Genomic DNA, 12,237 nt, shown 5'->3' with positions numbered 1-12,237 from the left:
TTCTATGGACAAACGTTTGCTGGAAATTCTGGTTTGCCCTTTGTGCAAGGGCAAGCTTGTATTAAAAGATGAGGAGTTAATCTGCGCATTTGATCGAATCGCCTACCCTATTCGCGGTGACATCCCAGTCATGCTGGAACAGGAAGGGCGTTTGATTCCCCTGGAAGAGAAGGAGCAGTTGTGAGTGTTGATTATCATGTCATTATTCCTGCACGTTATCAGTCCTCCCGGCTTGCAAACAAATTAATGCTGGAACTGGCTGGTAAAACAATTATTCAACGAGTCTATGAGCAAGTAGTAGCGGCTAAACCTTCGTCAGTGCTTATCGCGACTGACAGTGAAATTATTGCAAACCATGCCGAAAATTTTCGCGCTCCGGTGATCATGACTGATAGCAGGCACCCAACGGGAACTGATCGTCTTGCAGAGGTAATTAGAAAAGGCAGTTATCGACCAGAGGATATCATCGTGAATGTTCAGGGTGATGAGCCATTTATTGAACCTTCGCTGATTCAGCAGGTTGCCGCCACCCTTCAAAATGCAGAAGTGCCTATGGCCAGCCTGTGCTGGCCTGTGGAGACGAAGGAACAACTACACAATCCGAATGTGGTTAAAGTCGTTCGCGATCAGTTCAATAATGCATTGTATTTTTCCCGCAGTGCGATTCCTTTTAACAGGGATAATCCGGAATCAATGGAACATATATTTCGCCATATTGGTTTATATGCTTATCGCGCGGCATTTATACTTGATTATGTCAGTTTTACACCAGCCCCCCTGGAGACTTGCGAGTCATTGGAGCAATTACGGGTTTTATGGGCAGGATATAAAATTCGCATCGAGGAAGCCTGTGTCAGGCCGAGACAGGATATTAATACGCAGGCGGATTTTGATGCAGCCTGTATGATGGTTCAGGATTGATTCGTTCAGGCTAAGTCAGCGCGCCGCGGAACACAGCCTCGCTCTGCGGAATAGAGCAACTCATTCCCGGGGCAATAGACGATGCGTATCCCCGCGGCTGCGACCCATAGCTATCAACACAAATGCATTAGCTATCGAATCCCCGCGGCAACGACCGCGGGGCCCATGGTGGGTTTAAACAAGAACTTAGAAAAACTATAATCCTGCCAGAAGTAAAGATTGAATGAACTGCTTAGTAAATTGAGGCTGAGAATAAGATTCATTGGGCCCCGCGGTCAAAGCCGCGGGGATTCGAATGCATTTGTGTAGATAGCTATGGGCTTCGACCGTGGGGATACGAAGGAGGAGGGCCCCATTAGACCAAAGCATGCATCCTTCTTCGCCTTAAATAAAGAACAAAAGCAGGCAAAATCATCAATACTATTCCGCAACTAAAGATCAGGCGGAAATGGTTGGCTCCGCCTATATCCATGCTGTTTTCGGGAGGAATGAAGCCCACAATTAAAGTAATAATGCAGCCTGTCAAACCGAGAAGGCATGTCGCATAATATCCGATTTTACCGCCGGGGATCTGAAAAGCGCGGGCAATGTTAGCGGTTTTACTTTTTAAACGCCAGGCGGCAATGAACATAAATACATACATCAGGATGTATAATTCAGTACTCAAATCTGTAAACAGCCAGTAGATTGCATTCACACTGGGGAACAGCAGAAACCCGCTGCATAGTAAGGTCACAAGCACCGCTTGCAAAATAAGGATCCGTGAGGCAATGCCATGTTTGTTGAGACGATAAAGCCAGTGCGGCAAGAAGCCATTGTCTGCTGCCAGTAACAGTCCTTTGGCGGGTGAAATAATCCAATTGACCATCCCTCCTAAACTACCCAGCAACAACATAACGATAATAAGAGGCATGAGCCAGGTCATATGATAGGCGCGAAAAAAATTATTAAAGGCCTGCATCACCCCATCGACAAGACTAATCTGATCCTGCGGTAAGACAAAGGCAATTGCCAGGGAACCGAAGATCATGGTTGACAGAATCAGTAAAACGGAAAAAAACATGGCCTTGGGAAAATTATGCTGGGGTGATTCAACATTTCTCACATGCACCGCGGCAAGCTCCATCCCAAGAAAAGAAGTCATAATGGCTGTCAGTGATACCCAGGACTGCGTATCGCCCCAGTGGGGGAGCAAATGATCCAGGCTTAAATCAACGGCAATAGGTTGACCCTTAATTAACCAGATGATGGCTAAGAGGATGATAAACGCCATTGGAATAATCATTCCGAAGATCGCACAAAAACTGGCAAAGCGGGCAGAGGCTTTGAGGCCGCTTAATCCCAGCAGGGTGAGGGACCAGAATACTGTCAAAATAACGGCAATCAAGTAATACTTATTTTGGGCAAGTGCCGGGTTAATCAGATAAGCGAGGGTTCCGGCGATGAAAGACAGAATAGTGGGATACCAGACCATGGTGTTGATCCATTGCAGCCAAATCGTAAAAAAAGCCATGGTTTCACCGAAGGCATGTTTAACCCAGGAGAAAACGCCGCCTTCCTCTTCCGACCAGGTTGAAGAGAGCTCGGCCGATACCAATGCCACCGGGATTAAAAAAACAATGGCAGAGAAACTGAAAAAGAAAATAAGGCTGGAGCCGAAAAGTGCTGTTGCAGGTAAATTGCGAATACTGTCGATCGCTCCGGTGATGAGGAGAACAAGTGCTAAAACAGAAATTTTTTCGGAGGACCAGGCTTTCATTAACAAAAATTCCAACAACAAATACTGATAAAAAGATATACATTATAGGGGATTGGGACGCTTGAATAAACTGATTTTTATTAAATCTAAAAAAAGTAATCAAAATGCAAAAATCATTAGGCTTGTATCTCTTTTTTTCATGATGTTAAATTGAGATTCGATATTAACAGGAGTGAGACATGTTCGGATTTTTCAGTACACAAAGTTCATGGCGATTGAGCTGGCAAATATTGAATCTGGCCGGTACTGCAGCGGGTTTAGCGTATCTATTGACTAGCGAGGACGCAAAAAGCAGCGAATTAGCGTTTAAACTGGTAATAAATTTAATTACTGTATTAGGTTTACGCGATAATAACGGCTATTTAAGTTATCTCTCCGGCGTTTTCTCAAATACAATGGGTTTAGGTAATGATTACGCTGCCCTTACCTCAGATGATTACAGTTGCCTTCCCGCTGATTTAAATGCGCTAGTGACTCTTATCCACGGAGTAAATCTGGGTATGATCGTTGTGCGCGTCCCTGAAGATGCACCGCAAGCTCAAGCCGGGCCCAAATGATCAAGCTTTGAAAGTGCTGCTTATCAGGGCTTGTCGCTTCCTTCTGCAGCGAAGACATTAGCCCTGATTAAACCCGCCCCGGCAAGGCGGGGAGCCTTGGGTTTCACCTTGCCTCGCCCGCCATTCCTCCTCAGTAAATAAATGCATACTAAGCGCATGCAAGCCGCGGCTGAATTCGTCTGCCAGCAGATTATTAATTAAGCGATGTCTGCTGATTCTGGACTGGTTTTTAAATGCATCGCTAACCAGAATCAGCTTGATATGAGTTTCTGCACCTTGCGGTACATGATGTTGTCCTGATTCATCCTGGACATCAAGATAATGAACGGATAAATGCTGATGCAAGCAGTCTTCAATGCGCTTAGTTCGGTTCATAATATTAAAATTAAAAGCCATGATGGCTTCATTATAATCCATTTGTATTTTAAGGCTATGTCAGTTTATGACTAAATTGGTCCATTTTTTTGTATTTGCTGGCTTAAATTTTTATTTGACAAGCCTAAGCGTTTTAAAATAATCGGTATCCATTTGAAAAATAGAATATTTCATTTGCTGGCATTGTATTTGCTTTAATAAAGCAGATTGCTGAATTTTAATTGAGGAGACTAGCATGAAGCAAAGGGGTTTTACATTAATTGAACTGATGATTGTTGTAGCAATTGTCGGTATTCTGGCTGCGATTGCCATTCCTGCTTATCAGGATTATACCATTCGAGCCCGGGTAACTGAGGGATTGAATATGGCAGCATCGGCCAAATTGGCGGTATCGGAAACGGCAATTTCAAGAGGCGCATTGCCGGCAACGCAAGCTGAAACAGGTTATCAAAGCCCTGCCGCAACGGCAAATGTACAATCTATTACTATTGGCGCTAACGGTGTAATCACCATTACTTATACTCAAGCTGCAGGCAATGGAACTCTTCTTATGACACCTGCCTTGCAGCCAAATGGCGATGTTACCTGGACGTGCACGCAAGGAGGAACATTGCTTGCCAAATACCGGCCAGCGAGTTGTCGAGCTTAATCGTTGATAAATCCCCGCCTTGGCGGGGATTTTGCTTGTATTGACGGTTATTTATAATTTCTGCGCTGTTAACTGATTTTTCAATCGAACATAAACCGGTAGTCCGTTGTGGTAATCAGGATAGGCTTCGCCCTGGATTAGCGGGCTCAAATAACGACGGCAGGCTTCAGTAATTCCAAATCCGTCATCACTGATAAAATCTGCGGGCATCGCTTTTTCCTGGTTGGCAACTTCACTTAAAGGCACGTGGCTGATTGACCATTTATAAGGGGAGTCTTGTTCTCTTTTCACGATGGGCATAATCGCATTGTGTCCATTAATAGCGAGTTCAACAGCTGCTTTGCCTAAGGCGTATGCGTGTTCCAAATCGACTTGTGAGGCGATATGGCGCGCTGCGCGCTGGAGATAATCCGCTACGGCCCAATGGTATTTATAACCCAGGCTGCTTTTAATTAATTGGGCGATTACAGGGGCAACGCCGCCTAATTGAGCATGCCCAAAGGCATCGCGAAGTCCGGCATCGCTTAAGAATTTTCCTTCCTGATTGCGGATCCCTTCAGAAACCACAACGACACAGTAACCATATTCCTTAACACAGGCATCTACTTTGGCAAGAAATTTTTGTTCATCAAAAACAATTTCGGGGAACAAAATAATATGGGGCGGTTCGCCTTTATTTTGCGAAGCCAGGCCGCTGGCGGCAGCAATCCATCCAGCATGACGGCCCATGACTTCAAGGATGAAAACTTTGGTAGAAGAGGCAGCCATTGACGCCACATCAAAACCAGCTTCCATTGTTGAAACGGCCACATATTTTGCAACTGAACCAAATCCAGGGCAGTTGTCGGTAAACGGTAAATCATTATCGACTGTTTTTGGAATACCGACACAAGTAATAGGATAATTCATTTCCCGGCTCATTTTGGCAATTTTATTGGCAGTGTCCTGAGAATCCCCCCCGCCATTATAAAAGAAATAGCCAATGTCATGGGCTTTAAACACTTCGATTAAGCGCTCATACTCAGAGCCGCTATCTTTTAATTTGTAACGGCATGAGCCAAATGCTCCGGCGGGCGTGTTCATTAAACCGGCAATAGCCTCATCGCTCTCAAGGGAAGTGTCAATAAGTTCCTCATTTAAAGCGCCGATAATGCCATTTTTAGCCGCAAATACTTTCCCAATTTTTTCAGGATGCTTACGGGCAGTCTGGATTACACCGCAAGCGGATGCATTGATTACAGCGGTCACGCCCCCGGATTGGGCATAAATTGCATTTTTTACTGACATTATGTCTCCCTAAATAATTACGTGTTAAGTGGCATAAAGACTATCATATTCATCGATCACTTCATCAATATTGCGGATTAATTCAGCGAATGTAGCCTTGAGATCATCAATTTTTTTTGCTTCCTTGGCTTGTTTTTCAAGTTTGGAAACCTGGGTTTGTAAACGAGGTACGCCGCAAAAACAACAGGCCCCATATAACTTGTGGGCGGCGTTTTGCAAATCCTGAATATTCTTTTTGCTATACAGCTCAAGAAATTCAGAGCGGCTCTTGTGAAGTTCGGCTACAAAGCGCTTAAGGAATTCTTCGGCTAAAGCCTGATTACCTGATACTTTCTGAACGCACAAGGGCCAGTCTATGGCCTGATTCCTGGCTTTATTCAGCAAGCGCAGAAGATGGCTGAGCAACTGTTTTTCATCAATTGGCTTTTGCAAGCAAAGATTAATGCCGGCTTTTTTCATTTTTTCCTGGTTGATATCATTGCCGCTGGCACTGATAAGCACAATCGGGGTGGATTTGTTTAAAGACTGGTGTCGGATCAATTGCGCCGCCTCCAGGCCATTTAACTGAGGCATTTGCAGATCCAGCAACAGTAAATTATACCGTTTGCTATTGCAGGCTTTGACAGTTTCTTTCCCGTCTTCTACCGTTTCAATATTGCTTAGTTCGCTGAGAAGTGAGTTTAAGAGCATTCTATTGACCGGATTATCTTCCGCTATCAGAATTTCAGGGTGAATCAGACGCAATTGCTTGCGCAGGTTATCCAGTTCCTGATCCATTGCTACTGGGGCTGTGGTCTGACTGGAAAGCTGTTCGATTACTTCGTGTAATTTTTGAATACTGATTGGCTTGAATAAGAATGCCTTGGCCCCGAGAGACTGGGGATTATGAATTAGCCATTTGGAAATTAAAACGCTTGGCATGGATTGTTTGCTAAGGATTTGCGCAACCTGTTTTTCGCAACCTTCATTCACATTTACAAAGGCAATCGTACAATCCTGATGTTTGACGAATGCTTTTTCCAGCTGATTAAACGAAGTAACCGGTACTGATTCAATACCCCAATAGCCCAGTCCATTACATAGCGCCTCCAGTTGCAGACTGTTGTCATCAAAGCAAAGTGCTTTGATATTATTGAAACGATGGCTCTGGTTTTTCTCTACTTCATAAGCAGATAATTTTTCAAGCTTGATATAAATGGAGAAAGTGGAGCCCTTATTGAGTTCGCTTTGAAGCATAATACGGCCTTCCATAGCTTCAACCAGTTTCTTACAGATAACAAGACCAAGCCCCGTACCGCCGTAGCGGCGGGTGATGGAAGTATCGGCTTGATTAAAGGCATTAAATAGCTTGGTTTGGTCTTCGCTGGAGATGCCAATGCCGGTATCAGTCACTGAGATGCACAGAAAATAATCTTTCTCCGATTCCTGTTCAATAGAAGTACGAACCAGAACATAGCCATGATCGGTAAATTTTACTGCATTGCTTACCAAATTACTCAGAATCTGCTTGATTCTTAAGGGATCGCCCAATACCGTTTTGGGTACATTAATTTGGGTGGACGGGATTAAATCAATTCCTTTTTTATGGGCATTGGGAGCGGCCAGAGTTAATACTTCATCAATACAGGCGCGCAGATCTAAGGGTATGCAGTCCAGATGAAGCTTCCCGGCATCCATTTTTGAGTAATCGAGGATATCGTTGATGATAGCCAGCAAATCCTGTGCGGATGATTTAATGGTTTTGACATAATCAAGCTGCAAGGCATCGAGCTTACTCTCCAGCAGTACATTGGTAAAACCGATAACGCCATTCATGGGGGTGCGAATTTCATGGCTCATATTGGCGATAAATTCTGATTTCTGCCGGCTTTTCTCTTCTGTTTTCTTTTTCTCTAACGATAACTGGATATTCTTTTCTTCCAGGAGTTCAAGACCCTGCTGTAAATCCGCAGTGGCGACTTCGATATGATGATTCAATTCACGGACAATGTTCAGATACTGCTTTTGTAAATGGGCACAACCTTGCTCAATCTCTCCGAGTTCACCTGGGCTTGAAACGTTAATTTTGGTTTCAAATTCATTGCTGAGAATTTGTTTCATACTGCGGCGAAGACGGGAAATCGGCTGATAAATACGCTTGGATAGAAAGTAATGAATCGTCAGGCTGATTAGCAGTCCAAGCAAAGTGATAAAGATGGTAATAATATACATCTTGTACTGCTTAATCAGTGTCGACTGGGTATCAATATCGATAGAAAGCCAGCCCAGGATATCGTCGGCCTGCAGGGGAATGAAATCTGTGGGCGTGCGGAAAGGCGTTGTCGCATATAGATTATATTTAGGAATGGTAATTGGCGCGACAAAATTGATAGAGTAAGGTCTGAATTGCTTACTTTCAATATAATCACCGGTGTACTCAGGCGGTTTGAACGGTTTGTGGATAGAATGTTTCCCGCCGCGATAAGCGACTAGCTGGCCTTCAGCATTATAAAAAGCGAGGGCTTGTACCTCTGGATTGACGGTAGAAGCATTGATCAAGCCTTGCAGGGTTCGCCGGTCGTTACGCATCATTGCTAACTGCGCCGCCGGTAATAATTGCCTGATATAGGCTTCCCCCAGACGGGACATGTGCTGATTTAAATCTTTACTGAACTGGCCATTATAAAAAACAGCAAAAAGAAGGGCGACCAGAAATACTGGAATTAAGGTCGTTAACCTGAGTTGGTACTTGATACCAATTCCCTTCATAAGGGAATCCTGTTATGGGGCATAGTAATAAGCGATAAAATTTTTGAAAACGATACAAAGTTTAAATGAAAACATCAATCAATTCCTGCATTTTATTTCCGAAATCCCTGCATTTCGACCATCAGCCATGGCCCCTCGGCCTGCGCCCACAGCTATCTACACAAATATTTTCCCCGTCCGAATCCCCAGACACCGACCACCGAATCCCCAGGCACCGACCACTGAATCCCCGCGGCACCGACCACCGATCCCCGCGGCACCGACCGCCGAATCCCCGCGGCACCGACCGCGGGGCCCATGCCTGTTGGAGCATTGTCCTCAGACAAGTTTCAATGTTGCCAAAAAATAGGGTTTAAAAGGTCATCATAAACAAGTGTTCCTAACATTAAATTGGCTTCGTGTGGGCCCCGCGGTCGCAGCCGCGGGGATTCGATAGCTTTTAATTCTTATGCACCTATGGGGCGCAGCCGCGGGGATTCGGTGCTGGAAAACATTTGTGTAGATTACCCATGGTCTTTGCCGGGCGTTGAAACTGCGCTATCATAACAGGTTAATATTGATTATTTATTGGAGAACCTGATGGTTGTCAGAACAAGGTTTGCCCCGAGCCCAACCGGGCTGTTGCATGTGGGCGGTGTGCGTACCGCATTGTATTCATGGTTGTATGCCAGGCATCACCAGGGTGAATTTATCCTTAGAATCGAAGATACGGATCAGGAACGTTCGACCACCGAGTCAGTGCAGGCTATTCTGGATGGAATGTCCTGGTTAAATCTTGATAGTGATCAAGGGCCTTTTTATCAGTCCGAACGCTATGCGCGTTATGAAGAAATTGCCAGTTTTCTGCTGGAAAAAGGGATGGCATATCGATGCACCTGCTCCAAAGAGCGCCTCGAAACTTTGAGGGAAGAACAGCTGGCTGCCAAACAAAAACCCCAGTATGACGGGCATTGCCGCGAAAAAAACTTTGCCCCGATGAAGGAGCCGCATGTTATTCGTTTTAAAAACCCTCAATCCGGCATGGTCTCTTTTTCGGATCAGGTTTATGGCGACATCCACATTGATAACACAGAGCTGGATGATTTGATCCTTATCCGTTCCGATGGACACCCTACCTATAATTTTGCAGTGGTTATTGATGATATGGATATGGGCATCACTCATGTCATCCGCGGCGATGATCATATTAATAACACACCGCGGCAAATTAATTTATTCAAGGCTTTAAATGCGCCAATCCCGGTTTTCGCCCATTTACCGATGATTCTTGGCGATGACGGAAAGCGCTTATCCAAACGACATGGTGCTGTCAGCGTTATGCAGTTTAAGGAAGAAGGAATATTACCCAAAGCCTTGCTAAATTATCTGGTACGGCTGGGCTGGTCCCATGGGGATCAGGAAATATTCAGTTCGGAAGAGATGATTGACTTTTTTGATTTAAAGCATGTCAGCAGGGGCGTTTCCAGCTTTAATTATGAAAAATTATACTGGCTCAACCAGCATTATTTAAAAGAACAGGATCCAGAAGAAACCGCAGAAGCGCTTGCCTGGCACTTTGAACAGCAGGGCATCTCCCTGGAAGAAGGGCCAGAATTGGCAGCTATCGTAAGGTTGCAGGCCGAACGTTGTAAAACATTGGTGGAGATGTGTGATAAAAGCCGGTATTTTTACGAAGACGATATAGCCTATGATGAAGATGCCGTAAAAAAACATTTACGCCCGGTTGTTCTGGAACCCTTGAATAAGCTTTACGGCTACCTGGCTGAGCAAGCTGATTGGAATGCCGAAGCATTGCATGGTTTAATTGAAAAAGTATGCAGCGAATTTGATATTAATATGGGCAAGTTGGGGCAGCCTTTGCGCGTGGCCGTTACGGGTACAGGCATGTCGCCGGCGATTGATCAAACGCTGATGCTAATAGGTAAAAAAAGAACTCTGGCGCGTCTGGATTATGCCCTTGGACGTATTCGTGAACGTGCAGCGGCCAGTTCCTGATTATTTCGAATCGGGTCATCCGAATCCCCGCAGCCCGCTCTCCTCGAATCCCCGCGGCTCGCTCTCCTCGATCCCCGCGGCTCACTCTCCTCGAATCCCCGCGGCTCGCTCTCCTCGAATCCCCGCGGCTGCGACCGCGGGGCCCACACGAAGCCAATTTAATCTTAAGAACACTTGTTTATGACTACCTGTTAAATCCTATTTTTGGCAACATCGAAACTTGTGTGAGGACCATGCTACTCTAACAGACATGGGCTCCGCGGTCGCAGCCGCGGGGATTCGGGTGGCCAGCTTTGCGGGGATTCGGGTGGCCAGCTTTGCGGGGATTCGGGTGGCCAGCTTTGCGGGGATTCGGGTGGCCAGCTCTGCGGGGGTTCGGGTGGCCAGCTCTGCGGGATTCGGAGTGACATACACCGCGGAATTCCCCCAAAAGCCCCTCAATTCTGCTTAATCGTACTGTCTTTAATATTCTTCAACCACAAGGCCCGTCTTTCTTCGCCCATATCTGCACTGCGGTAAACATAGTGGAGTACATAAAGACCATTATTCGTGCTTACAATTTTTTGAATTTCATCCTGGGCTGAGTCACTAGGTTCTTTCACTTTGAATTCGAAAATAATCTGGTCAGGTGTTTCTTCAATAATAGTAATTTCAGGATTGGCAATTTTTTTCAGGTTTTCCATAATGACGCTGGCGAATTGCTTTACGGTAGCCTGTTTTTGCAGTTCAGGAAAAAATTGGGTGGTAATCAGTTCCTGCCAATGATCAAGCTGCTCGCCTGCTGGTAAATACTCTATTGTGGTTATTGCGGGATCTTTTTTCCCCCATGCTGCCTGCCATATACGATTATCAAATACCAGATTCTGTTGTTCTGATTTTACAATTTCCTGATCAATTTTAATTCCAGGATTTAAAATCTTTGTACTGCAATATAATTCATTCTGATAAGTGTAATATTCAATGCATTGACCCGCATTCTCCTGATTCATTTTAATCAGGTCTTCCGGTTTTACCTCAGAAGCGTGTAGCGATGGGGCGGTGCAGAGGAGGAGGTAGATGCTCAACAGGTTGACCAGTTTTGTCATAATGGATATCCCTAGAAAAAAATCCATTGTAAATGATTTCATCCATAAAGTCTTTTTTGAAAAAAGTGAATACGATCATCTATAGTTAGAATAGCAAAATCAAAAGGGTCATTCGCAATGAAAGTTAAGGGATTTTGTTTTCTGCTATGGTTAAGTCTCACCACCAGCCTGTTTGCCGCTACACCTGTCAAGATTGGAACTCCTTTTTTCGATCCACCTTTTGCAACGAATGACAGCCATTACATTTTGAATGGTTTTGATATTGATTTGATGAAAAAAATATGTGAAAAATTGCAATGGCAGTGCAGCTTTGTTTCCTTGGAAGGGCCTAAATTATATACTGCCTTGTCGGAGGGAAAGATCGATTACGCGATCGGAGATATCGCAATTACCCCCTCAAGACAGCTCAATTATTTATTCTCAATCCCCTATATGATTACTGAGGGCGGGTTTATTGTATTGACTGATAGCTCGTTAACAGATTTGAAATCCCTGAAGGGCAAGCGGGTGGGGGTTATGGCCTGGCGTGTGTATAATGAATACCTGCAGCAGAACTCTGAATTGGGCATCACAGTGGTTCCCTTTGATGATTTTAATAATTTAGCGGAGGCCTTGGTAAAAAAGGATATTGATGCTGTATTTATGAACAAATACAGCGCTTCGTATTTGGCTCGCCAGCATCCGGACAAAATCAAATTGTTAGATATTGACTTGAAAATGAATGAGGGTATCGGCATTGCAAGTAACTATGGCAATGAAAAAAATATGGATAAAATTAACCACCTGATATTACAGTTCCAGGCTGATGGAACTTTTGTTAATTTATATAATTACAATTTTGGATTCTTTATAACTCGCTGA

Annotated in this window: 11 protein-coding genes; 6 read left to right on the top strand and 5 right to left on the bottom strand. The window is 44.6% G+C overall.

Annotated elements, in window-relative coordinates; genetic code table 11:
- Positions 1 to 4: 4 nt before the first annotated feature.
- Together DYH42_RS10975 and kdsB are read left to right on the top strand one after the other, a co-directional pair.
- Positions 5 to 184 carry a Trm112 family protein gene (locus DYH42_RS10975; RefSeq protein ID WP_058523643.1) on the top strand — a complete coding sequence of 60 codons (180 nt, stop codon included), beginning with the start codon at positions 5 to 7 and terminating at the stop codon, positions 182 to 184.
- Positions 181 to 921: a 3-deoxy-manno-octulosonate cytidylyltransferase gene (gene kdsB, locus DYH42_RS10970; protein WP_058523644.1), complete on the top strand. Its 741-nt coding sequence runs from the start codon at positions 181 to 183 to the stop codon at positions 919 to 921. Before DYH42_RS10975 ends, kdsB begins: the two co-directional genes overlap by 4 nt.
- A gap of 355 nt (positions 922 to 1,276) precedes the next feature.
- Here the strand turns inward: kdsB and DYH42_RS10965 are convergent, their stop codons facing one another.
- A complete protein-coding gene (locus DYH42_RS10965; protein ID WP_058523645.1) occupies positions 1,277 to 2,680 on the bottom strand; it encodes an APC family permease in 1,404 nt (467 codons plus the stop codon).
- A 179-nt stretch (positions 2,681 to 2,859) separates the two neighbouring features.
- Here DYH42_RS10965 and DYH42_RS10960 point away from each other — a divergent pair, with 179 nt between their 5' ends.
- Entirely contained in the window at positions 2,860 to 3,237 is a 378-nt protein-coding gene (locus DYH42_RS10960) for a hypothetical protein (RefSeq protein ID WP_058523646.1), read from the top strand.
- 57 nt (positions 3,238 to 3,294) lie between these two features.
- On the opposite strand, the gene DYH42_RS10955 is transcribed toward DYH42_RS10960, so the two are convergent.
- Entirely contained in the window at positions 3,295 to 3,633 is a 339-nt protein-coding gene (locus DYH42_RS10955; RefSeq protein WP_341272421.1) for a BolA family protein, read from the bottom strand.
- 214 nt (positions 3,634 to 3,847) lie between these two features.
- On the opposite strand from DYH42_RS10955, the gene DYH42_RS10950 reads away from it, so the two are divergent.
- The gene (locus tag DYH42_RS10950) at positions 3,848 to 4,261 is read left to right on the top strand and encodes a pilin (RefSeq protein WP_058523647.1); all 414 of its coding nucleotides are present in this window, start codon (positions 3,848 to 3,850) and stop codon (positions 4,259 to 4,261) included.
- A gap of 51 nt (positions 4,262 to 4,312) precedes the next feature.
- On the opposite strand, the gene DYH42_RS10945 is transcribed toward DYH42_RS10950, so the two are convergent.
- Complete coding sequence (locus DYH42_RS10945; protein WP_058523648.1) at positions 4,313 to 5,548, bottom strand: 6-phosphofructokinase; 1,236 nt, start codon at positions 5,546 to 5,548, stop codon at positions 4,313 to 4,315.
- 24 nt (positions 5,549 to 5,572) lie between these two features.
- On the bottom strand, positions 5,573 to 8,296 hold the full coding sequence (letS, locus tag DYH42_RS10940; RefSeq protein ID WP_058523649.1) for a two-component system sensor histidine kinase LetS: 2,724 nt from the start codon (positions 8,294 to 8,296) through the stop codon (positions 5,573 to 5,575).
- Positions 8,297 to 8,875: 579 nt separating this feature from the next.
- Here letS and gltX point away from each other — a divergent pair.
- On the top strand, positions 8,876 to 10,291 hold the full coding sequence (gene gltX, locus DYH42_RS10935) for a glutamate--tRNA ligase (protein ID WP_058523650.1): 1,416 nt from the start codon (positions 8,876 to 8,878) through the stop codon (positions 10,289 to 10,291).
- A 437-nt stretch (positions 10,292 to 10,728) separates the two neighbouring features.
- Here gltX and DYH42_RS10925 read toward each other — a convergent pair whose 3' ends face one another.
- The gene (locus tag DYH42_RS10925; RefSeq protein ID WP_058523652.1) at positions 10,729 to 11,376 is read right to left on the bottom strand and encodes a hypothetical protein; all 648 of its coding nucleotides are present in this window, start codon (positions 11,374 to 11,376) and stop codon (positions 10,729 to 10,731) included.
- Positions 11,377 to 11,493: 117 nt separating this feature from the next.
- Between DYH42_RS10925 and DYH42_RS10920 the strand changes: the two genes are divergently transcribed.
- Positions 11,494 to 12,237: a transporter substrate-binding domain-containing protein gene (locus tag DYH42_RS10920; protein ID WP_058523653.1), complete on the top strand. Its 744-nt coding sequence runs from the start codon at positions 11,494 to 11,496 to the stop codon at positions 12,235 to 12,237.

This window comes from Legionella birminghamensis, assembly GCF_900452515.1.
In the GTDB taxonomy this organism is placed as follows: Bacteria; Pseudomonadota; Gammaproteobacteria; order Legionellales; family Legionellaceae; genus Legionella_C; species Legionella_C birminghamensis.
This window is presented reverse-complemented; position numbering and strand designations above follow the sequence as displayed.

Bases quoted from the DNA above. Each gene is read 5' to 3' on its own strand.
- DYH42_RS10975 (WP_058523643.1), top strand. From the start codon at position 5: ATGGACAAACGTTTGCTGGAAATTCTGGTTTGCCCTTTGTGCAAGGGC.
- DYH42_RS10965 (WP_058523645.1), bottom strand. From the start codon at position 2,680: ATGAAAGCCTGGTCCTCCGAAAAAATTTCTGTTTTAGCACTTGTTCTC.
- DYH42_RS10960 (WP_058523646.1), top strand. From the start codon at position 2,860: ATGTTCGGATTTTTCAGTACACAAAGTTCATGGCGATTGAGCTGGCAA.
- DYH42_RS10955 (WP_341272421.1), bottom strand. From the start codon at position 3,633: ATGGCTTTTAATTTTAATATTATGAACCGAACTAAGCGCATTGAAGAC.
- DYH42_RS10950 (WP_058523647.1), top strand. From the start codon at position 3,848: ATGAAGCAAAGGGGTTTTACATTAATTGAACTGATGATTGTTGTAGCA.
- DYH42_RS10945 (WP_058523648.1), bottom strand. From the start codon at position 5,548: ATGTCAGTAAAAAATGCAATTTATGCCCAATCCGGGGGCGTGACCGCT.
- letS (WP_058523649.1), bottom strand. From the start codon at position 8,296: ATGAAGGGAATTGGTATCAAGTACCAACTCAGGTTAACGACCTTAATT.
- gltX (WP_058523650.1), top strand. From the start codon at position 8,876: ATGGTTGTCAGAACAAGGTTTGCCCCGAGCCCAACCGGGCTGTTGCAT.
- DYH42_RS10925 (WP_058523652.1), bottom strand. From the start codon at position 11,376: ATGACAAAACTGGTCAACCTGTTGAGCATCTACCTCCTCCTCTGCACC.
- DYH42_RS10920 (WP_058523653.1), top strand. From the start codon at position 11,494: ATGAAAGTTAAGGGATTTTGTTTTCTGCTATGGTTAAGTCTCACCACC.